Below are 22,581 nucleotides of genomic sequence, written 5' to 3' on the forward strand. Positions count from 1 at the left end.
TTAATTTAAAAACCTAAGCATAACAAAATACCTGCCATTACAGAGAAATTAATCCGGTAGTTGTGCGTAATGACACCTTTTTCGAAGGAATTCTTTAATTGCACATAGCGACTATTTTTAAGAATACTGTTAGAATAAGTGTTCCGATAAATTCGAGCGAAACAACATGTTAGCATTGCGTTCATTATTCTATTTACTATTAAAATTACCGGTTAGGCTATTAGTTCGATGTAAAATTGTCCCTGATAGTTCTTTTGAAAAAGCCAACAGTGAAGTGGCTATTAGCAATGACCAACCTACTTTTTATGTGGTTCGTCATCAATCAGCCAGTGATCTATTAACGCTGCAAAAAGCTTGTCAGCAAAAGAACCTGCCCGATCCACTCAGCCAAGTGAATGTTAACGGTCAGATGTTCCCTCGCACCTTTTGTTTAGAAAAACCAAGCTCAATATTTACTAAGTGTCAGCGCAGTAAAACTAAAGCGATTCAACAAGGTGCAGCACTACTTAATTTGCACGCACTTTCTCAAGAGTTAGATGCTCAATTAATTCCTGCCAACCTTATTTGGGGGCGTAAGCCAACAAAAGAAAAACGTAATGCTAGTGTGGGTACTGTACTTGCCGATCAAGAGTCACCTAATTTTTTACGCAAATTTTTTATCGTATTATTTTTAGGTCGCAATACCTTAGTTCGATTTAGCGATCCGTTGTCTTTTCGATACATGGTCGATCAACATGGTAGTGACGAAGCTGCTGCCCATAAACTTATGCGTATCGCACGTTTTCATTTTCATCGTCAAACTATTGCGGCAAAAGGTCCACGCTTAATGCACCGAAAACAAATGTTCACTGCATTATTTGCCAACCCAGCTGTTAGACGTGTCATTAAAGAAGAAGCAAAAAGTAAAGGCGTCAGTGAAGAGCAAGTAAAAAAAGAAGCACTAGCCATGATGAACGAAATTGCTGGTGATTATCGAGACTCCATTGTTCGCTTAGGTGAGCGCATTCTAAACTGGTTATGGAATCGAGTTTATAGTGGTATTAAAGTGCAAAACGCTAAAGTATTACGTGATTTAGCCCAAGAAGGCCACGAAATAATTTATGTACCTTGTCATCGCAGTCATATGGACTATCTGTTACTAACCTATGTTATTTTTCATGAAGGCTTAGTGACACCGCGTATCGCCGCAGGTATTAACTTAAACTTTTGGCCAGCAGGACCAATTTTTAGAAAAGCTGGCGCCTTTTTCATTCGCCGTAGTTTTGGTGGAAACCGTTTATATTCAACGATTTTTCGTGAATATTTAGGATTGTTATTCGAGCGCGGCTACTCGGTTAAATACTATTCAGAAGGTGGCCGCAGCCGTACAGGTCGTTTGTTATCACCTAAAACAGGCATGCTCGCCATGACGATACAGAGTTTACTGCGCGGTATAGATCGACCTTTAACTTTAGTGCCTGTTTATATTGGTTATGAGCACGTGATGGAAGTCGGCACTTATCATAAAGAACTTAGCGGTAGTCAAAAGAAAAATGAATCTATTTTTGGCGTATTTAAAGCGATTAAAAACTTAAGAAACTATGGACATGGTTTTGTTAACTTTGGTGAACCCATTAATATTAACCAGTTTTTAAATAAAGAAGTACCTGAGTGGAAAGAAGATATTGATGAGCTTGATCCTAAAAAACCTAATTGGCTAACCCCGACAGTTAATGTGCTAGCTAATGAGGTAATGACGTCGATCAACGAAGCAACCGCGTTGAATGCTGTTGCCCTTGTTGCTTTAATTCTGCATACCACTGACAACAAAGCGTTATCAAAAGTTGATCTTGAAACCCAGCTTGATTTTTTCTTAATGATGCAACGTAAATCGCCATACAGTAAGCAACTTTCAATACCTGAGGAGACAGGCGAAGCCATATTAGCCCACGTTATTTCTTTAGGTAAGGTTACGGTAAACGACGACAGCTTTGGTGCTATTATTTCTTTGTCAGAGTCTGCCACACTTGAAATGCGTTACTATCGCAACAATATTTTGCATGTTTATATGCTGCCTGCACTTATTTGCCGAATTTTAGAGCGGACCGCCAAAATTAGTAAAGACGAATTAAACGCTCATGTTCAACGGTTAATGGCGTTAATTAAAAACGACTTATTTCTATGGCAAACCCCTGAAATCATTAATCAACAAGTAGAATCTACTTTACAAACACTTGTTGAAGCCAATATCGCCAAAGAAAGTAACGCTGGCTATATTTCGCTTACCGACGACACAGAGTTACTCACTAATATTCGAACTATGGGTGAATGTATTGATGAAACCATGCAACGCTTTGCCATTATTACCTCACTGGTGAATCGTTTAGCGCCTATTGCTAAAGCTGAACTTGAAGAGCAAGTCGTCTCCATCGCCAAGCGTTTATCGGTATTAAACAATATTAATGCGCCTGAATTTATTGATAAAAAGGCGCAAGCCACTTTAATTAATGCGATGAAAACTCATGGTTATTTAGGCGTTGATGATGACGGAAAACTCGTGGCAAATAGCACGTTAGAAAACGTTCGAGCCATAGTCACCACATTGGTAGATATTGAAGTTTTACAAAGTATTGCTCGTTAAAGAGCGATTAGTATGAATTAAGCACGAATGCGTTTTGGCGCACTCGTGCTTTTTTTATAAGGTTTCGATTAAAATGCCAATAAACACCACCAAACCAACAAAGTGATTATTTAAAAACGCCTTGAAACATAACTGACGGTCGCGACCGGCAATTAACATCTGCTGATAACAGAATAAACCGGCTACGGTCACTAAACTTAATTGATATGGCCAACCAAAGGCCAAAATTTCCCCTACCGTTAAAAGTAACGCCAGTGTGGTTAGTTGTAAAAATCCGATGATACGTTTATCGTTGTCACCAAACAAAATAGCTGTAGATTTGATTCCTATTTTAAGGTCATCTTCTCGATCGACCATGGCATACATAGTGTCATAAGCAACCGTCCACAAGACATTAGCACTAAATAACAGCCACGCCACTAACGGAATTCGCCCTTCTACTTCGGCAAATGCCATTATCATCCCCCAACTAAAAGCAGCACCCAATACCACTTGTGGCAGCTGTGTATAACGCTTCATAAATGGGTAAATCATCGCTAGAATCACTGCAATAACAGATAAGCTGATGGTGTACCAACTTAAGGTTGAGACTAGCGCCAGTGCAATACCAATTAAAAAACCAAACAAGTTTATCGCTTGTTGACTAGTCATTGTACCTGACACTAAAGGTCTGTTTTTAGTTCGTTCAACCTGCCCATCGACATGACGATCAGCAAAATCGTTAATCACACAGCCAGCGCTTCGCATAACAACAACGCCTAAACTAAACACAACTAAAATATGAAAATTAGGCCAGCCGTCACATGCAATCCATAACGCCCAATACGTCGGCCATAACAATAAATAAGTACCGATAGGTTTATCTAAGCGGGTAATTTGTTGAATGGCCTGCCACTTCATTGCAATACTACTCATGGATTAACGTTTCCTGTTGATAAGCAAAAGCACCGGGCAGAAATACTTCAGCGACCATTAAAGGTTTTTGATGAATAAAAAATAAAGATCTACGCCCCCACATTAGCGGTGCATTAGCAGTATTAATTGGTAATGTTTTAATAAGCTGACCAACCGTGCTTTGTTGGTCGAACGAGGCAAGCTCTAAATGTTTTCGCTCAAGAGATGGATCGTTAAATAATACTTGCCCTAAAGGCTGAGTACCTAAGGTGGCCAATTGCTTTTCTTCATGGGTCAGTGTTGATAAAGGTATTAAACTACGCGCAAATACTTGTGGAACATCATCACAATATAGCACGACCTCCCGTATTAAAACCTTATCACCAGCCTTGATCACATGGTTCGCCTCAAGAGCATCGCACGGCTCAATTTTTTGTCCCAACACCACCACTCTAAAATCATGACAATGGCGCTTTAGTTTAGCCGTTAACGAGCTAGGCTCTAATAGCCAATGACGTAAGTGTTCTTCTCCTTTAAAATGTGCAGGAGATTGCCACTGACAAACGAGGTTAATAGGGAATAGTAAGTGTTGTTGACTCATAACGTACGACATTTAATATAAAACAGGCACATCATAACAATTACCTTAATGCTATGTATACCCAAGCAAGTTCAAGATAACCGCTTAATAACAATTTACAAGGTTAGACAGACTTCAAAAAATAATTATGGCGATAAATTACAATAAAATTTAAGTTATTTTGCCAAATAGGGTTATTATAAAGAGACTATTATTTGACATTCCATTGAGATCTTCCGTTATGACAAAATCTATCGCCCTCTTTTACATTTTATGGCTTTTTTCCTCAGCATTTAATCAAGTTAAAGCGGCAGAGTATGTTTATTATGGCTTTGAGCCTCAAATCGTCACCAACTACACGGCAGTAAAAAAGAAAATTGGTTACGTACGGTTAACCGTTGAGTTAATGATTGAGGGACCGAATAACTTTGAAGTAGTTGAACACCATGCGCCATTATTACGCGACGCGATTATCGACATTATCGGCAAACAAACCGAAGATAAAATAAAATCGATTAAAGGGCGTGCAGAAATTTTAAAGCAGTGCGAAGATAAAGTGAAAGTCTTACTCACAGAAGAAACAGGCAAGCCATTGGTTAAAAAACTTTTATTTACCCAATGGCTAGATAATTAACCTGAGCTCGGTTTAAGAGATGGTTAACAGTTTGAAAAATAGGTAGATAATTATTTTACTCCACTCTAGCTTGATAGTTTTTCTTAATTCAAGGCAAATTTCGCGTCAATAGCTGGCCTATTGCAAGAAATTTAACGAAGAAGTAAGGAAAAATAGCTGCTAGAGAAATATTTGTTAAGCCGAGCTCAGGTTAATTAGCCGACACTGCTAAGCTTGTTTGGCAAACTTCACATGAAATAGTGCCAACAAACAACCAGATACTAACCCTAACAAATGTGCTGTATTAGCTACATTAACTGGTAGTAAATCGGCAAAACCGAGTATTAACCAAAATAATAAGAAGCCAATAATAGGTTTTGATAACGACAAGCCTTTTTCAGGGGCAAGCCAACCTAGCCACCAAACAAAACCCACTAATGCATACACCACACCTGACAGACCGCCAAATGCCGGACCCGACATTAAAAATTGCCCTAAATTTGACACAATAGCTGAAACAAAAAACAAATTCAGCAAGGTTATTTTACCTAAGTTTTTTTCTATACTTCCTCCTAATTGCCACCACCACATAGTATTAAAAGCGATGTGTATTAGAGAAAAATGAAAAAATGCTGGTCCAATTAACCTTAACGGATCAGTAAAAAGGTTATTTAATGACAATTGTGAATAAAAGTGCAGCTGGTTGAAAATAGTGCGCTCAAAACCTGCAATAGAAAAAGCAAAAACTAGCCAACAAATTGCAAAAATAGACAAAGTTACCACACCAGCATGAGCTAAAAACTGTTGTTTAAATACTGTACTAAAGGCAGGATATTGTTCTTTTACTTCACTGATTTCGCCATGTTGCCACGCAGCTTGTTGGTACTTAGGATGATGAGGTTGCTCAATAAACGCTTCAAACTCTTGTTTCGCCAATAACATTTGGTTGCTATCACAATAAATGGCAAAGCCTTGCGCTTCTTCAACCACTTTAGCGTTAACACCTAGCGACACAATGTAATTAGCAAACAATAAAGCAATATTATGCTGCTTGATATTAACAAGCAGCTCTAAACCTTGGTTTGGCATTAACTTATTGCTCAACTTCTGTTGGGTGTTCTAACTGCCATTGCGTAAATCCACCGTCCAGTGAGTAAACTTCGGTAAAGTCTTGGCTCACTAAAAATTGCGCGGCTTGTTGACTCGAGTGCCCATGGTAACAACAAACGACCACTGGCGCGTCTAAGTCGGCAGCTCTCATGAAATCAGCAATGGTTTCATTCGATAAATGCGTAGCACCTGGAATGTGACCTGCTTGAAACGAGTTTGGATCTCGAATATCAACGATTACATGGTTGCCTTCAGACAAAACTTGATGTAACTCATCTATTGAAAGATGCTTAAAAACTTCTTCACTGGCCGACATACGACTTCCTATACTTGCTTAACTACGATTCTTGGTCCCAGTTTAAAATAACTTTGCCCGACAGACCAGAGCGCATCGCATCAAAACCTTGTTGAAAATCATCAATATTAAATTGATGAGTAATAATGGGGGTTAAATCTAAACCAGATTGAATTAAGCTCGCCATCTTGTACCAAGTTTCAAACATTTCGCGACCATAAATCCCCTTAATGGTTAAGCCTTTAAATATAATTTGGCTCCAATCAATCGCCATATCTTCACCAGGAATACCTAGCATGGCAATTTTTCCACCATTGTTCATATTAGCTAACATGTCTTTAAACGCAGAAGGCACACCAGACATTTCCATGCCGATATCAAAACCTTCGGTCATACCAAGTTCAGTCATTACCTCGCTCAGTTTTTCCTTACTTACATCAACTGCGCGACTTGCACCCATTTTTTTAGCTAAATCTAGTCGATATTCATTAACGTCGGTAATAACGACATGGCGAGCACCAACATGTTTAGCAACAGCTGCTGCCATAATTCCAATAGGGCCAGCACCTGTAATAAGTACATCTTCCCCCACTAAATCGAAAGATAATGCGGTGTGAACTGCATTACCAAAAGGGTCAAAAATTGCCGCTAAATCATCGGTTATTTCATCAGGCAACTTAAAAGCGTTATACGCTGGAATAACTAAATACTCAGCAAAAGAGCCTTCGCGATCAACGCCAACACCTACAGTGTTACGACATAAATGGGTACGACCGCCACGACAGTTTCGACAATGTCCGCAGGTAATATGGCCTTCACCAGAGACTCTATCTCCAAGGGAAAAACCTTTTACCTCTTGACCAATTCCTACCACTTCGCCGGCATATTCATGACCAACAACCATTGGTACTGGTATGGTTTTTTGCGCCCATTCATCCCAATTATAAATGTGGATATCGGTACCACAAATCGCTGTTTTTTTAATTTTAATTAACAAGTCATTGTGACCAAGCGTTGGCTTATCGGTCTCTTGCATCCAAATGCCAACTTCGGCTTTTAGTTTTACTAATGATTTCATTTTAACTCTCAATACCCATGTAAGGGGTTAGCTGACTAGCTGTTACCAATGTTATGACCACGCCAGTCATTAAATAATATTCATTTCTTTACCAATACGGGTGAACGCATTAATGGCTTTATCAAGTTGCTCTTTGGTATGCGCCGCTGAAATTTGTGTGCGAATACGTGCTTGGCCTTTTGGTACCACAGGAAAAGAAAAGCCAATAACATAAATGCCTTCAGCTAATAAACGGCTAGCCATATCACTTGCCACTTTGGCATCTCCAAGCATAACAGGCACAATTGCATGATCAGCACCTGCACAAGTAAAGCCAGCCGCTTCCATATTGTTTCTAAAATAAGCAGCATTATCGGTTAATGTTTGGCGTAATTCGTCGCCTTCGGCTAATAAATCAAGTACTTTAATTGAAGCATTAACGATGGCAGGCGCTAGTGAATTTGAAAATAAATACGGACGTGAGCGCTGACGTAACCACTCTACAACTTCTTTTTTAGCTGAAGTAAACCCGCCTGAAGCGCCGCCCATAGCCTTACCTAAAGTACCAGTGATAATGTCAACTCGCCCCATAACATCACAAAATTCATGGCTACCTCGCCCTTGTTTACCAACAAAACCAACGGCATGTGAATCATCAACCATTACCATCGCATTGTATTTATCGGCTAGGTCACAAACAGCTTTTAGATTAGCAATCACACCATCCATTGAAAAAACACCGTCAGTGGCAATTAATTTAAAGCGCGCACCAGCTTCGTCTGCCGCAATTAATTGTTTTTCTAGATCCGCAGCGTCGTTATTGGCATAACGAAAACGTTTCGCTTTACATAGACGTACACCATCAATAATTGAAGCGTGATTTAACGAATCACTAATGATGGCATCGTCTGCGCCAAGCAGTGTTTCAAATAAACCAGCATTAGCATCAAAACAAGAAGAATATAAAATGGTATCTTCCATACCCAAAAATTGGCTTAACTTATTTTCTAATGTTTTGTGAATATCTTGCGTACCACAAATAAAACGCACAGACGCCATACCAAAACCATGTTCGTCTAGTCCAGCTTTTGCCGCAGCAATAAGGTCAGGGTGATTTGCTAGTCCTAAATAATTATTTGCACAAAAGTTAAGAACTTGCTCTCCAGAACTTACTGCTATATTAGCTTGTTGTGCTGTTGTAATAACGCGCTCAGCTTTGTATAAGCCGTCGGCTTTCACTTGATCAATTTCAGTTTGAATATGGGTATAAAAATTCGATGACATAAGAGCCTCAACAATTGTATGGGTGCTTTAAAAGACGTTCCTTTTTAGAATCATCTCAAGTATAGAGCCTAGTGGCTAAAATTGGCGTTATTGTACGCCATTTTTTTTATCGGTACACGCCGTTGCAGACTAAGAAATGAAATAGCAGATGAAAATATTCATAAATAGGAAGAAAGTGTAAATATTCAAGAACAATACTGGTAATAGAGTTAGTTTTTATTTGACTAAAATGCTGTTAAATCAAGGTTCAAGGGTTGTTTTTAACCAAGCACTGATATCGTCCAACAAATAAGTATTTCGACGAAGTAAATTATAGTCGTAACCGTCATTTTTGAATATTTGAAATGTAGATTGGTCAGAGCCATTCCATTCAAATAGCTCTTTCGCAGTTTGCAATGTTTCAACATGACGACTCGAACTAATAAAGTAACTCGGGATGTCTATCAAATTTTTATAACGCTCTTTTCCACTGTAAGTCATTTTGGGCGTAATAAAGACCATTGACGATAAACGCATTTTTTCAGCTAGTGCGATGGCATAAACAGATGAACACCCCACAGCAACGACTGAAATTCCTAGCTGTTTATTAACTTTAGTGCGCAAGTAATTAAATGCCGTTAATACATCTATTTCCCAGTAAGAGGTTAAAGCGGCAACATCATTTTGATAAGAAATTATATCTTTTGCTTTTTTCTTTATATCCTCATGAGAATAAACTTCAGAACGACTTTCACCAAAGCCTCTCAGATCGAGTGCTAAGGTATGTATCCCTTTATTGGTTAATTTGTCTGCTAAGTTGGTATAACGGTTACTCGTTTCTTCACAGCCATGTAAGAGTAAAACCCCTGTATTGTTGTTTTCACCAGCGTAATAATTGGCACCAAGTTGAAAATCATCAGGTGTGGTAATTTTTACCGACTGTGCAGTGTTATCAGTTAACTTACCTTTGGTTGTTTCAGTCGCTGTTTGAGGATAAGCCATTGCACTTTGACAGAGTAAATAAGCAATAGCGGCCAGCAGGTTCGTTTTTTTAGCAGCAAGAAATTTATTCAAGGTTATCCTCTTTTCATAAAAAGCTCTTTGCACTGTTATGTACAACAAGCAGATGTTGATTATTATAGAGTAATTAAGGTGGCTATGTTTTTGTTTTATCATTTAGCTTAAACTAGCGTCAAACATTACTGTCGATAAGTAAAAATAATGTCACTACTTGATCCCTCAGAGCAAACTTTTTATGCTAAAAATTTTCAAGATTTAGATGTATCTGATCAAACACTAACAGCGATTGAATTTGAAGAATGCACTTTTAATGAATGCAACTTCAGTAATGCCGTTTTTAAACAATGTAAGTTTATCGACTGCCACTTTATCAAGTGTAATTTAAGTTTAGTTAACATTGCTTATAGTCAATTTAATGAAGTACTTTTCAGCCATTGCAAAATAATTGGCATCGATTGGACCAAAGCCAGCTGGCCAAATTTAATGCTTTTTTCGCCCATTAAATTTAGCCAATGTATTATTAATGACTGTGCTTTTTTTGGATTAGAACTTAAAGAGCTGGTCATTGAGTCGTGTAAAGCTCACGAAGTAGATTTTAGAGAAGGTGACTTTAGCCAAAGTGATTTCAGCCTCAGCGATTTTACTAACAGCCTATTTAGTAAAACTAATTTAACAAAAGTTAACTTTACTGATGCAAGTAACTATCAGATTGATATTTACACAAACACCATCACCGAAGCAAAGTTTAGTCGCTACGAAGCCGTTGCCTTACTCGAAGGTTTGAACATTGAATTAATCGATTAACTGATTAATCCTCTGCTTCTTCTTCAAAAATTGCCTCTATGGGTAAGCAAAATAATCGCGAAATTTTAAAAGCTGTTGGCAAACTCGGATCGAACTTGCCTTTTTCTATCGCGTTAATCGTTTGCCTCGACACTTCAAGCTTATTGGCAAGATCTGCCTGAGTCCAGTCTCGTTCTGCACGTAATACTTTTAAGCGATTTTTCATCGATATTTAATCCTACCACCAATAATACCGACCATATAAGACAAGGCCATTAACATAATCAATGACGATTGCTCTAAGGTGTTGATTATGCCAGCTTTACTCAAAATCGAAAAGCTTGAAAAACTGATAATAGTAACTCCTACCGATAAAGCCAAAGCATCTAGTTGAATTTTTCTTTCTAAGTCATCCAGCGCTTTTAAAAATTTCCGATACGAAAATACCATATAAATCCCGATAATAGCATGTAGAAAAAATACCGTGATAACCGCAGGCGTTGTAAACCATGGATACGCTGAACAAAAATCTGAAATCAGTAAGCTAATTACCCACACAAGGGCAATTAAGTTAACTCGATTAGCATTTTTTATATCTCTTGCTGGCAAGCCTTTGCAAAGAATTGCGTCTATTATTTTACTCATAAGTTTAGTTCCTTTGTCTTTATGTAAAGTGAGCTTGACTTAAATATAAAAACAACCCCCAACAAAGTCAAGCATACTTTACATAAAGTTTAATTAGCTTAACTTGCGATTAAATAAACACTCAAGAGAAATTCTGCTAATATAAAAAGTAATTACCTGATTACCATTACAATTTTAGGTTTAATAATGACTGAAGAACTGCCTATTACCATAAAAGCGAGTGAAGAATTATATAACCAATTCAGCTCGCTGCGTAGTATTGCCAACAAATTGGAAGCTCAATTGAATTTTCAAACATTAGCGGCTGCTTGGTATGGTGATGAAGAGAATATTCTATTAGTCAGCCTATATTTGCAGTCCCCCGAAGATTTTGCCTTCGAACAATCACAGGATCACAGCGGCGAACTTCACTACTTTGCTGATGATGTTTTTTGTTTACACCAAGAAAAAGACAAGCAGTTAACTTGCTATATTGCCATTACTGATGCAGAGCTAGCACTACTGAGCCAACAAGATAAAATTCTTGCCGGCTACTTACAAAAAAAAGTATTAAAAGTTATTAACTTAATTGCCACTAAGCTGTCTTTACAAACCATTTAACACGCTCTGATCAAGGCTTAAAATCCGAGTTTATCGCGTAACCCGTAGTACCATGCGCCCATAATTACCGCAGGAACTTTAAACATTCTTCCACCAGGAAAATTGTGATGTGGTAATTGAGCAAACACATCAAAACGACTATGTTCGCCATGAATAGATTCGGCTAATAACTTACCCGCCAAGTGAGAAGTGTTCACCCCATGACCGCTATATCCCTGGGCATAATAAATATTATTACCCATACGACCCAATTGCGGCAAACGACTTAACGTTAATAGAAAATCGCCGCCCCAAGCGTAATCGATTTTATAATCTTTCATCGCCGGAAATATTTTATCCATATGCGGTTTTAAAAATCGTTTGATACTGGCCGGATCGCCACCACCATAAGTTACACCACCACCAAAGAGTAAGCGGTTGTCAGCAGTTACCCGATAATAATCTAACTTATAATTCATATCTTCCACACAATACTGTGAAGGAATTAATGATTTAGCCAATGCCTCTGGTAACACTTCTGTGGTAACTATTTGCGTGCCACAAGGCATAGACTTTTTAGAAAGCTCTGGCGAAAGTCCGCCCATATAAGCATTACCGGCAAGCACGAGTGTTTTTGCTGTTACCTGCCCTTTTGCTGTTTTAACAATAACTGACTCTGTTAAACCTTCTTTAACTTCATCAATTTTTATTACCTTTGACTGTTCATATATTTTACCGCCAATTGAACATAAAGCAGCGGCTTCACCTAGTGCAAGTTTTAAAGGGTGAATATGCCCGCAATGCTTATCGACTAACCCTCCAACATAAGCATCGGTGTTAACAACGTCTGAGATATTACTAGCTGTCACCATCTCAAGTTTATTATTGCCGTATCTTTGCCATAATGCTTGTTTTTGCTCTAAACCTTTCATTTGCTTATCGGTAAATGCAGCAAAAAATCCACCTTGTTTATAATCGCAATCAATATCGTAGCGCTTGATCAAGTCACGAATACAATCTGCCCCCTCAAACGCCATATCTCCCATAGCTTGCGCTGTAACTTGCCCATAATGTTTTTCAATATGATCTATATCGCGACTAAAGCTATTCACTAGCTGGCCACCATTTCGACCTGATGCACCAAAACCAATTTTTGCCGCTTCCAATAACACCACTTGATAGCCTTTTTCCTGTAAAGCGATGGCGGTAGATAAGCCGCTATAACCTCCTCCAACCACGCAAACATCAGCGGTAATTTCTTCTTTAAGTTCAGGATAATCGACCGCTCTATTTGAAGAGGCTGCATAGTATGAATCTGGATATGAGGTCATTTTTTTTACTCCGCTATGGACACTATAATTAAATACAAGTGTTCTTTATATCAAACACCCGAAAGCAGTCTATGGCAAAAAGCGCCAATAATAAAGCAAAAACAGTAGATTGTTTTAATTTCCCCTATTGCAAGTGTAAAATATATTGAATTATCGGTAAGGGTTAGGTAGTTTAGTGCCAAGCAATAAATTAGGACGTGACCATGACAAACTATACCCTTGCCTATTGGCAACAAAAAGCACAATCATTAACCATTGAAGGCCGAGCATTTATAAATGGCCAATATATTAATGCTGATGATTCACAAACCTTTGAATGCAAAAGCCCTGTGGATGGTCGTCATTTAGCAAATATTGCCTTATGCCAAAGTGCTGATGCAAACAAAGCAGTTAATGCCGCAAGAGCAGCATTTGAGTTAGGCACTTGGTCGAAAGCAGCCCCTGCTAAGCGTAAATCTATCTTATTAAAGCTAGCTGATTTAATCGAAGCACATGCCGAAGAATTAGCATTGTTAGAAACCTTAGACATGGGTAAACCAATTAACGACTCCCTTAATGTTGATATTTCAGGTACTTTACGATCAATCCGCTGGAGCGCAGAAGCTGTCGATAAAATTTATGACGAAGTTGCACCTACACCTGAGGGACAGCTAGGATTAATTACACGAGAAGCTGTTGGTGTGGTTGCCGCAATAGTTCCTTGGAACTTCCCGCTAGTAATGGCTAGTTGGAAGCTAGGCCCTGCACTAGCCGCAGGTAACAGTGTTATCTTAAAACCTTCAGAAAAATCGCCGCTTACCGCAATTAAACTTGCAGCACTTGCCAAAGAAGCGGGTATTCCTGATGGTGTATTAAATGTGCTACCAGGTTTTGGTCACGATGTTGGTAAAGCTTTAGCCTTACATAATGATGTTGATACGTTGGTTTTTACTGGCTCAACGGGCGTAGCGAAGCAATTATTCATTTATGCCGGACAATCCAATATGAAGCGTGTTTGGGTAGAAGCTGGCGGTAAAAGCCCAAACATCGTCTTTGCCGATGCCCCGAATTTAGATAAAGCGGCGCAAGCTGCCGCCGGTGCTATTTGCTTCAACCAAGGAGAAGTATGTACTGCAGGTTCAAGGCTTTTAGTTGAAGCAAGTATTAAAGACGAGTTTGTCGAAAAAGTCGCCCAAGCAATGAAAGCATGGCAACCTGGCAACCCATTAGATCCTAAGACCAATGTGGGTGCTATTGTTGATCAAACACAATACGAACGAGTATTAAGCTACATTGATAAAGGCCAGAACGAGGGCGCCACACTTAGTCATGGCGGAGCTAAAGCTGAACCTGTTGCCAAGGGCACTTACATTCAACCTACCATGTTTAACAATGTTAAAAATTCTATGGCAATTGCTGCCGATGAAATATTTGGCCCCGTTCTTTGTGTTATTCCTTTTAACACCATGGAAGAAGCGATAGAAATTGCTAATGACACACCTTATGGCTTAGCCGCAGGTATTTGGACCACCAATCTTTCTAAAGCTCATAAAATGGCAAAGGCGGTTCGAGCGGGCTCTGTTTGGGTAAACCAATGGGACGGTGGAGATATGACAGCGCCATTTGGCGGATTTAAACAGTCTGGTAATGGCAGAGATAAATCACTCCATGCCTTTAATAAATATACTGAACTGAAAGCGACTTGGATCAAATTATAAAAAAGTGACCTCTCCAAAGGCATATTAAGTTACAAATTTATCAATCTTAGCAACTCACGTTCAGCCTTGGTTTAGCGTGAGTTTCTTTTTTTGTAAATAAAATTTAACAAAAAACGTCTATTTTTTACGCTCAGCGAGTGAAATTACGCACACCTACAAAACAAACCTATCCACCTGAAAATTAACAATATTAATTAAATCTTAGCCACTAAAAAGTAATTAAATTTACTATATTTCAAACATTTGGTGAATAAATTTTACACATTTACACTTTATTGTTTGATTTATTTTACACTGTGTGTATTATCAAATACAGACTAACAAGCTAATCGTCATGTCAGAGTGATGAATTAAAAATAAAAAATAAAATGTTTTTAAACATTACGTCGTTTTGCTTTTCATGCTCGCTTTAAAAAGCTCAACTCGTTTTAACCTTAATGGGGAAAAGAACCAATGAATTATCGTAAATCACTACTCGCACTTAGCGTTATCTCTGTCATAGGAGGATCTTCAGCTATTGCAGCCGAAGAAGCCGATACAGAGAAAAAAGCTAAAAACGATTATGAAGTTATCGTTGTTACACAAAAGCGTGTACAAACCCTAAAAGAAGTCCCCGTTTCGGTAAGTGCTTATGGCGAAGATTTTCTTAATGATTTTAACGTCACTAATGCGGTTGATTTAACCAAGTACACACCGGGGTTAAATGGTGGTAGTGAAAACGATAGTTACATTGACAGTATTGGCATTCGCGGTATTGTTACCTCAGATTACGGTATTGGCGGCGATGCATCGATTGGTTTATACCTTGATGGTGTGTACCAAGGCAGAAGCGGCGGAGCATTATCAAGTTTTTATGATATGTCTCGGGTAGAGGTTACCAAGGGCCCACAAGGGACATTATTTGGTAGAAATGCTGCTTCAGGTGCAATCAGTATGTACACCAATGAAGCCATTGATGCCACTGAAGGTAGCGTTGAGTTTGGTGTTGGCAGTGACAGCATGTACGACTTTACCGGGGTATTTAATACTACAGTAAATGACGATGCTTATATTCGCTTTGCGGCTTATCACCAGTCTCAAGATAGTTATATTAATAACTCTGAAGGCGGCACACTTCGCGATAAATCGGTTAGTGCCTTGCGTGTTAACTTTACTTACGAGGGGTGGACTGATAGCCAACTTAAAGTGAGTTTAAATTATGAAGACCGAGATCAAGACGGTGGTATTTATCGCTCGATTTGGGAAGAAAGTGATAAGCGCACCGTTTCATCAGATTTAGGTAAAGATGGGCAAGATATTGCTGAAGTTTTTGCCGCTACCGTAGATTTTACGCACGACTTTGATGGCGTTACCTTTCTTTCGCAAACGGCGATGAAAAACAATACTTGGAACTATTTAGAGGATTACGACGGTACAGCGATGGCGCTAGGTAATTACGCTCAAAATGATGACAACGAATACCTCAGCCAAGAATTTCGAATTACCTCTAATAACGACTCTGATATTTTTTGGTTTATCGGCGTAAGTGCTTATCAAGAAAAAGTCAGTTCATACTTTTACAATGGCTACGATGACGATGCTTTTTGTGCCCAACTACCTAATTTAGAAGAATGGGATCAGCCCATGGCTTCTCATACTAGCCAACCAGATAACTACTACGCTGATTGTCATGAATTTATGGTAGACGGTTGGTATGGTTTAGACCCTATCGCCGATGCTGCGGAAATAGATCAACTTGTTGCAGACGGTGAAATTCCAGGACCAGGTGATGGTGTTAACGGCGTACGAGAAGAAATATATGCTCGTGGCACTAACTCAGGTTACGGCATTTACGGTGACGTAACTTGGTCAATGACCAGCAAAACAGACTTAACTGTCGGTGGTCGTTTTTCTTATGACAATAAAGAATTTGGTTTGAATTTACCTGAGCCTGACGGCTGGTTAGGCCACTATTGGTTAGTTGGCGGTCACACAGGCGGGCAATGGATAGATCAAGAGCAAGATTGGTCTGAGTTTACTCCTCGAATCGCCTTAAACCACCGACTTACTGACGATATAAACGTGTATGCTAACTACTCTCGTGGTTATAAAGCTGGTGGTTTTAATACTTTCGCTTTCAATATTAACTACCAAGATTGGACAGGTTGGAGTGATGCTGACGATTGGTATGATTACACACCAGATGGCGTGATTGACGAAACCGATGTTAGTTTTTGGGGTGATGAATTTTATGGTGGCGAAATGCCAGCAGGCACCACGTTAGCAAGTTACGACCCCGAAATTGTTGATAGCTATGAAATTGGTATGAAAGGTGATTTTTACGATAACACAGTAAAAGTTAATGTCGGTCTTTATTACTACGACTACCAAGACTTCCAAGGACTTTTCGCTGCTAATGGCGGTAGTGTCATCAAAAACATTGGTCAAGCTGCAGGTCAAGGTATTGAATTTGATATTACTTACCTACCGACAGAAAATTTAAGATTATTCCTAGCTTCAGCCGTACAAGACTCTGAAGTAAAGGAAGGTTTAGACTTAGATGGCTCATCACTGGTTGGGCAAAAGTTGGCTGCTCCTGATGTTACTATTAGTTTTGTTGGTAGCTATTATTGGTACCTAGACAATGACATCGACTTATCAATGCAAGTATCTTATAACTGGCAAACGGAAACTTTTGGCGATGAATTTATGGGCGGTAATGATATTTTTGCTCAACCCTCATACGGTTTACTGGGAGCGCAGTTTAGTGCGAGCAGTATGTCTTGGTCATTATCCGCTTACATCAACAATATTACCGATGAAGAGTATTTTGATACTGGTTTAGATGACACCGGAGTTAATAACTTTGGTATTGGTCGTGGAATTAATGGCGGTGTGAAAGTTAAATATTCTTTCTAGATACTACATATCTCTAATGAATAAAGGCGAGTAGTTGCTAATTACTCGCCTTTTTAATCACCACCACTTACTCAAAACCTATCTTAACCTGAACTCGATTTAAGAGAGGGTTAACAGTTTGAAAAATAAGTAAATAATTATTTTACTCCGCTCTAGCTTGATAGTTTTTCTTAATTCAAGGCAAATTTCGCGTCAATAGCTGCCCTATTGCAGAAATTTAACGAAGAAGTAAGGAAAAATAGCTGCTAGAGAAATATTTGTTAAGCCTAGCTCAGGTTATCTTAGTAAATCAGCGCTTTGCACTTGTTAAGTCAATTTAAATCGCGTTACAGAGTTACTCAATGCGGTCGCTAAGTGCATGGTCGATTCAGCTAATTGGCTGTTTTCATGAGAGACATCATGGTTCTCTTTAGTTTGATCTGACATCATAGTTAAATTTTGGCTTAAATCGTCTGCCACTTGGCTTTGCTCTTCTGTCGCTGTTGCTGTTTGTGCAGCAACATCAGATACTCGATTCGACGCATCATGAATTTTCTCTAGCGCTTCTAATGTTTTTTCCGATAACTCAACACTGACTTGCGTTGCTGCATTACCTTTGTTAATTGCAGTCACGGCTTGTTCTACTCCTTGCTTCAACGCTTCGATCATCAGTTGAATATTTTCTGTAGACTGTTGTGTTTTACTAGCTAAATTTCTAACCTCATCGGCAACTACTGCAAAGCCCCGTCCCTGCTCGCCTGCTCTGGCGGCCTCAATAGCAGCATTCAATGCTAATAAGTTGGTCTGTTCTGCAATCCCTCTGATCACATCGAGTACAGAAGCAATATCTTGAGAGTTATCTGACAATGCTGAAATCACCGTTGTCGCTTCTTCAACTGCAACTGATAAGCCTTTTATTTCAGCAACCGCTTCTTTAGTAATTTCACTGCCTTCTTGAGATAAACGATTGACTTCTAAAGTATCCGTTGAGGTTAATTGGGCGTTTTTAGCGACCTCAGCGATAGCATAAGACATTTCATTAACCGCTGTGACGATCATTTCAACTGACTCTAACTGCTTCTCACTAGTGTGACTGATATTTTTAGCACCACCGTCTAATTGATCCACGCCTTCAATCACTTTCGAAGATTGCTCAACAATAGATTTGATTAAAATAGCTAAACTATCAACAAATTCGTCAAAGTCATTCGCTACTGTGCCAATTTCATCTTTTCTACTACTTTTTATTCTGCGCGTTAAATCACCGTCGCCATTATTTAACGCTTTCAGTTTTGACGATAAATCGTCTAATGCATCTGCCATCGCTTTTGGTGCTGCATAACCGGTAACAAGCGTAAGTAGCACTACAATAGTACTAATGATAAAGAGAAACGTTTGTTGATTATCAACCGATGAAATAGTTTCTTTACTGACTAAAAGACTTTTTTTGTCTGCTTCTTCACCTGCTAAGTTATAAAACTCTCTTAGTTGATCAAAGCGTAAATTTGCTTCTCCTTCACTATAGGCGATTGCCTCATTTACTTGGTTGTTATTGACTAAAGCAAACACTTGCTCAGATGCTTGTTGCCAAATTTTAAAGCTTGCTTCAAATTTAGATAACTTAGTAATAATATCAGGGTATTGAGACAGCAACTGCTTGTATTGATTCATTCGATCAAAAGCTTGTTTTGCATTTTCTTGATACGCTTGATAAAGATCACTGGCTTGTTGGCTATTCGGTGGAGCAGCAAGCATTTTTAATTCAGCAACTTTAGCTTGATAGAGATCTCTGTCGGCATTAATCACCGCCGAAATCGCTGGATTAAAATTACTGCCAAATCGGATTAAACTTTTTTCTGTCATTGAAACCAAACTAAAGTTCATAACCACTAACACAATAAAAAATACTGCTAAGCTACTAAAAATAAGCGTGTAACGAACTCGTATTAAATTAATATTCATCTTGCTACCTTGTTTTATTTAAATTCCCTGCGGGGTTGTAACTCGGTTTTAAAAGAACAAAATTCCCTTTGATATCTCACTAGAAATATTGAACTCTTGTTTTAACTTTTGTTGCCAAGCCAACGATATTTTTTTAATCTCTCCCGATTGCGTTAACTGCTCAAATGCATCTTGCCACAGCTTAACAGTGTGGGTTGGTGTTGCTTTTGACATAACGATATAAACCGCTGACTGACGCAAGGTATAAACAGGCTTAAATAAAGTAAAATCAATGCCCATTTCATGACTAAAATAAGCTAACCCTTGCTCTTCGTACACAATGACAGGTACTCTCCCCATCAGTAAACGCAATATATTTTGATTATGCTGAGTAACTGAATGTAAATTGGTAAAGTTTTGACTCTGCAGCCATTCTTCTCTTACATCCCCTCTTACTAAGCCAATTGAATATAAATTTTCTAAATCACGTAAGTTATTTATTGTTATATCGTTAGACTCTAATGCGTACACTTGCCACTTTTTCGACATTACCTGACCGATCCAATGATAATTTTCTTCGCGCGGTACTGTTTTCGACAAGCTGAAAAACAACACATTTGGCGTTTCTTTTACCATTTCTAATGCTCTTGCTTCAGGTAAAAAAATTACTTTTGAACGGTTACCTACTTTTTTTTGCAACAAGTTAACAATATCGACCACATAACCTTCTGCTGCACCTGCACCATTAATGTAATTAGCTGGCGGTTCATTGACCGTAAACACCTGCACATCTTGTGCAATAGCAACTTCTAACAATAAAATTAACGTCGTTAAAAATATAATTAGTTTCAATATCAATCTCCCTGAACGATATGCTTATTCCCACTTATTTGTTGTATACCAGTAAGGTTAGTCTAATTAAAATTAATCGCAAAAATTACCCGCCAGATTAGGAGTTATTAAGAAGAGGTAAATGAGTTTGGTTACAAACTTTTACGTAATGGGTACAGTAAGAAACACGAAGAGATTTTAAGATAGATTCACTGCTCAACGAAGAGGTTGAAAAGTATTTTTTGTTATATCTCCCTGATTAAACGGCTCAGCAATTATTTTAGCTGAGCTTTTTTTTGTTTAAATTTTAACGAAAAATTTTTTGTTAATTTATAAAAAGCTGCCATCGTCCATTAATTAAAAATTAGCGGGTGTGGTCGCACTGACAATTTTACATACTTCATCAAACGGATTTCTAAAGCGATGGGGTTTATTGTTATCGAAATAATAACTGTCATTGGCTTTTAAGATATAAACATCACTACCAACAGTTAATTCTATTTGCCCTTCAATAATATAACCGCCCTCTTCGGCATCATTTTGCAACATTTCTGTACCAGTGTCGGCATTAGGCGGATATGTTTCAACTAAAAATGTCATTTGGCGACGCGGGAAAGATTTACCCACTAAATTCATTTGAACATCGCCAGCACCAATGTCCATTAATTCGTCTTGGGTATAAACCACTTGCTTGTTTTGTTCGCTGTTATAGTCTTCATTAAAAAACTCAACCAAAGAAATTGGAATACCATTCAAGACCTTTTTCAACGAACTAATTGAAGGGCTAACGCTATTTTTTTCTATCATAGAAATGGTGCTATTGGTTACACCAGCGCGTTTTGCCAACTCGCGTTGTGAAATATTTCTCAGCGTTCTTATTGCTTTTAATCTTGCGCCTACGTCCACTTGAATTTCCCCGATAATTAACCATTAACGCCATTTTTCAGTGCGTTAACATTATTAACAAGATTATATATCAATTGCTTGGCATAAGTCATTGTTTGAGTTAGTATCGTTCGATATACTTTACACTGATTATTATAATTTACATTTTATCAATCGTATATCTCGCTTTTTTACTGAGCAATTAACACCTTCTGAGGGTAAGAATAATGACAGCCATTCATAATGATAATTATCCCGCATCTTATTACTTTGCCTCTTTGAATAACTCAAACAGTTACCCAAGTTTACAGGGATCTTTAAGTGTTGATATCTGTATTGTAGGGGGCGGTTTTACAGGGGTAGCGAGTGCTGTTGAATTAGCTGAGCGTGGTTATAAGGTTGTTTTATTAGAGCAACATAAAATTGGTTGGGGTGCTTCAGGCAGAAACGGCGGGCAAATAATTAGAGGGATAGGCCATGACCTTAACGGCTTTAAACAAACAATTGGCCAAGAAGGGATTAACGCGATAACACAATTAGGTAGAACCGCCAATAATATTGTCATTGATCGTATTAATAAATATAAAATTTCCTGCGATCTTACTATGGGGTATTGCGATTTAGCGACGCGTTCAAAGCATCTAAAATCGTTAGAAGAAGATTATGAAATTTTATCGGCTAGCGATTACCCCCATCAAATAACCCTGCTAGACAGCCATGAGTTAAAAAATAAAGTCATTGGTTCTGAAAACTTCATTGGTGGCATGGAAGACAAAGGAAGTGGTCACTTACACCCACTAAATTTATGTACAGGAGAAGCCAAAGCTGCGGCTAACTTGGGTGTACAAATATTTGAGAATTCAAGCGTTGAAGAAATTATTCAAGGCGACATACTCACGATTAAAACAGCTGGTGGACAAATTTTAGCGAAAAACCTTATCCTCGCCGGGAACGCTTACTTAGGTAACTTAATGCCTAAAATATCAAATAAAATATTACCCGCAGGTAGCTACATTATTGCTACAGAACCGCTAGAAGAGGCTGTTTATCAACAATTATTACCCGGTAACCATGCGGTTTGTGATTTAAAAATCGATCTAGACTACTTCCGACTTTCAGCTGATAAGCGTTTGTTATTTGGCGGCATGTGCAACTACTCAGGACGCGACCCTAAAAGTATAGAAGCAGCACTCAAACCTAAAATGCTTAATGTATTTCCACAATTGCAAGGTATAAACATTGATTACCAATGGGGCGGCATGATTGGCATAGGCGCGAATCGATTACCGCAAATAGGCCGTTTAGCCAGTAATGTTTACTATGCTCAAGCCTATTCTGGTCATGGCGTTAATATCACCCATGTTGCTGCACAATTACTTGCACAAGCCATTGATGGCCCATCAGAAGGTTTTGATACATTTGCCAAAGTAAAACATCTTACATTTCCCGGCGGTAAACATTTACGTTCACCACTACTGGCTTTAGGCATGATGTATCACAAAATGATCGACAAGTTTTAACAAATAAACCAACTAACAAAAACAATTAACCATGGCGAGA

The 22,581-nt window shown here is 38.5% G+C and carries 20 protein-coding genes; 7 read left to right on the forward strand and 13 right to left on the reverse strand.

Annotation, left to right across the window (positions count from 1 at the left end):
* Window positions 1-166 precede the first annotated feature (166 nt).
* A complete protein-coding gene (gene plsB, locus AC27G3_RS12380) occupies window positions 167-2,620 on the forward strand; it encodes a glycerol-3-phosphate 1-O-acyltransferase PlsB (protein WP_487121968.1) in 2,454 nt (817 codons plus the stop codon).
* Window positions 2,621-2,674: 54 nt separating this feature from the next.
* Here the strand turns inward: plsB and ubiA are convergent, their stop codons facing one another.
* Window positions 2,675-3,535, reverse strand: coding sequence for a 4-hydroxybenzoate octaprenyltransferase (gene ubiA / locus AC27G3_RS12385; RefSeq protein WP_487121969.1), 861 nt, complete (start codon window positions 3,533-3,535; stop codon window positions 2,675-2,677).
* Window positions 3,528-4,115, reverse strand: a complete 588-nt coding sequence (locus tag AC27G3_RS12390) for a chorismate--pyruvate lyase family protein (RefSeq protein ID WP_487121971.1) — start codon at window positions 4,113-4,115, stop codon at window positions 3,528-3,530. Before AC27G3_RS12390 ends, ubiA begins: the two co-directional genes overlap by 8 nt.
* A gap of 220 nt (window positions 4,116-4,335) precedes the next feature.
* On the opposite strand from AC27G3_RS12390, the gene AC27G3_RS12395 reads away from it, so the two are divergent.
* Entirely contained in the window at window positions 4,336-4,728 is a 393-nt protein-coding gene (locus AC27G3_RS12395) for a flagellar basal body-associated protein FliL (protein WP_487121973.1), read from the forward strand.
* A gap of 207 nt (window positions 4,729-4,935) precedes the next feature.
* Here the strand turns inward: AC27G3_RS12395 and glpG are convergent, their stop codons facing one another.
* From glpG to AC27G3_RS12420, 5 genes are all read right to left on the reverse strand, one after another.
* Window positions 4,936-5,796, reverse strand: a complete 861-nt coding sequence (glpG, locus tag AC27G3_RS12400) for a rhomboid family intramembrane serine protease GlpG (protein ID WP_487121974.1) — start codon at window positions 5,794-5,796, stop codon at window positions 4,936-4,938.
* A 4-nt stretch (window positions 5,797-5,800) separates the two neighbouring features.
* Window positions 5,801-6,133 (reverse strand): thiosulfate sulfurtransferase GlpE, encoded by a 333-nt coding sequence (glpE, locus tag AC27G3_RS12405; RefSeq protein ID WP_487121976.1) that lies wholly within the window; start codon window positions 6,131-6,133, stop codon window positions 5,801-5,803.
* A gap of 22 nt (window positions 6,134-6,155) precedes the next feature.
* Window positions 6,156-7,190 (reverse strand): L-threonine 3-dehydrogenase, encoded by a 1,035-nt coding sequence (gene tdh / locus AC27G3_RS12410; RefSeq protein WP_487121978.1) that lies wholly within the window; start codon window positions 7,188-7,190, stop codon window positions 6,156-6,158.
* Between the two features lie 69 nt (window positions 7,191-7,259).
* Window positions 7,260-8,453 (reverse strand): glycine C-acetyltransferase, encoded by a 1,194-nt coding sequence (locus AC27G3_RS12415; RefSeq protein ID WP_487121980.1) that lies wholly within the window; start codon window positions 8,451-8,453, stop codon window positions 7,260-7,262.
* 240 nt (window positions 8,454-8,693) lie between these two features.
* Window positions 8,694-9,506, reverse strand: coding sequence for an alpha/beta hydrolase (locus AC27G3_RS12420; RefSeq protein WP_487121982.1), 813 nt, complete (start codon window positions 9,504-9,506; stop codon window positions 8,694-8,696).
* Window positions 9,507-9,653: 147 nt separating this feature from the next.
* Here AC27G3_RS12420 and AC27G3_RS12425 point away from each other — a divergent pair, with 147 nt between their 5' ends.
* Window positions 9,654-10,256: a pentapeptide repeat-containing protein gene (locus AC27G3_RS12425; RefSeq protein ID WP_487121984.1), complete on the forward strand. Its 603-nt coding sequence runs from the start codon at window positions 9,654-9,656 to the stop codon at window positions 10,254-10,256.
* A 4-nt stretch (window positions 10,257-10,260) separates the two neighbouring features.
* Here AC27G3_RS12425 and AC27G3_RS12430 read toward each other — a convergent pair whose 3' ends face one another.
* Both AC27G3_RS12430 and AC27G3_RS12435 read right to left on the reverse strand, forming a co-directional pair.
* Entirely contained in the window at window positions 10,261-10,461 is a 201-nt protein-coding gene (locus tag AC27G3_RS12430) for a helix-turn-helix transcriptional regulator (protein ID WP_487121985.1), read from the reverse strand.
* A complete protein-coding gene (locus tag AC27G3_RS12435; protein ID WP_487121986.1) occupies window positions 10,458-10,880 on the reverse strand; it encodes a hypothetical protein in 423 nt (140 codons plus the stop codon). The genes AC27G3_RS12430 and AC27G3_RS12435 overlap by 4 nt, the downstream gene beginning before the upstream one ends.
* A gap of 186 nt (window positions 10,881-11,066) precedes the next feature.
* On the opposite strand from AC27G3_RS12435, the gene AC27G3_RS12440 reads away from it, so the two are divergent.
* Entirely contained in the window at window positions 11,067-11,480 is a 414-nt protein-coding gene (locus tag AC27G3_RS12440; RefSeq protein ID WP_487121988.1) for a hypothetical protein, read from the forward strand.
* A 17-nt stretch (window positions 11,481-11,497) separates the two neighbouring features.
* Here AC27G3_RS12440 and AC27G3_RS12445 read toward each other — a convergent pair whose 3' ends face one another.
* A complete protein-coding gene (locus AC27G3_RS12445) occupies window positions 11,498-12,790 on the reverse strand; it encodes an NAD(P)/FAD-dependent oxidoreductase (RefSeq protein WP_487121989.1) in 1,293 nt (430 codons plus the stop codon).
* Window positions 12,791-12,993: 203 nt separating this feature from the next.
* Between AC27G3_RS12445 and AC27G3_RS12450 the strand changes: the two genes are divergently transcribed.
* Both AC27G3_RS12450 and AC27G3_RS12455 read left to right on the forward strand, forming a co-directional pair.
* Entirely contained in the window at window positions 12,994-14,487 is a 1,494-nt protein-coding gene (locus tag AC27G3_RS12450; protein ID WP_487121990.1) for an aldehyde dehydrogenase, read from the forward strand.
* Between the two features lie 453 nt (window positions 14,488-14,940).
* Complete coding sequence (locus AC27G3_RS12455; protein WP_487121992.1) at window positions 14,941-17,385, forward strand: TonB-dependent receptor; 2,445 nt, start codon at window positions 14,941-14,943, stop codon at window positions 17,383-17,385.
* Between the two features lie 306 nt (window positions 17,386-17,691).
* On the opposite strand, the gene AC27G3_RS12460 is transcribed toward AC27G3_RS12455, so the two are convergent.
* The 3 genes from AC27G3_RS12460 to AC27G3_RS12470 all read right to left on the reverse strand — a co-directional run bounded on the left by AC27G3_RS12460 (window position 17,692) and on the right by AC27G3_RS12470 (window position 21,042).
* Window positions 17,692-19,326 carry a methyl-accepting chemotaxis protein gene (locus AC27G3_RS12460; protein WP_487121994.1) on the reverse strand — a complete coding sequence of 545 codons (1,635 nt, stop codon included), beginning with the start codon at window positions 19,324-19,326 and terminating at the stop codon, window positions 17,692-17,694.
* Window positions 19,327-19,374: 48 nt separating this feature from the next.
* Complete coding sequence (locus AC27G3_RS12465) at window positions 19,375-20,157, reverse strand: substrate-binding periplasmic protein (RefSeq protein ID WP_487121996.1); 783 nt, start codon at window positions 20,155-20,157, stop codon at window positions 19,375-19,377.
* A 336-nt stretch (window positions 20,158-20,493) separates the two neighbouring features.
* The gene (locus AC27G3_RS12470) at window positions 20,494-21,042 is read right to left on the reverse strand and encodes a cupin domain-containing protein (protein WP_487121997.1); all 549 of its coding nucleotides are present in this window, start codon (window positions 21,040-21,042) and stop codon (window positions 20,494-20,496) included.
* Between the two features lie 206 nt (window positions 21,043-21,248).
* Between AC27G3_RS12470 and AC27G3_RS12475 the strand changes: the two genes are divergently transcribed.
* On the forward strand, window positions 21,249-22,541 hold the full coding sequence (locus AC27G3_RS12475; protein ID WP_487121999.1) for an NAD(P)/FAD-dependent oxidoreductase: 1,293 nt from the start codon (window positions 21,249-21,251) through the stop codon (window positions 22,539-22,541).
* The last annotated feature ends 40 nt before the right edge of the window (window positions 22,542-22,581 follow it).

It is taken from the genome of Colwellia sp. SU-HH01217 (genome assembly GCF_057543495.1).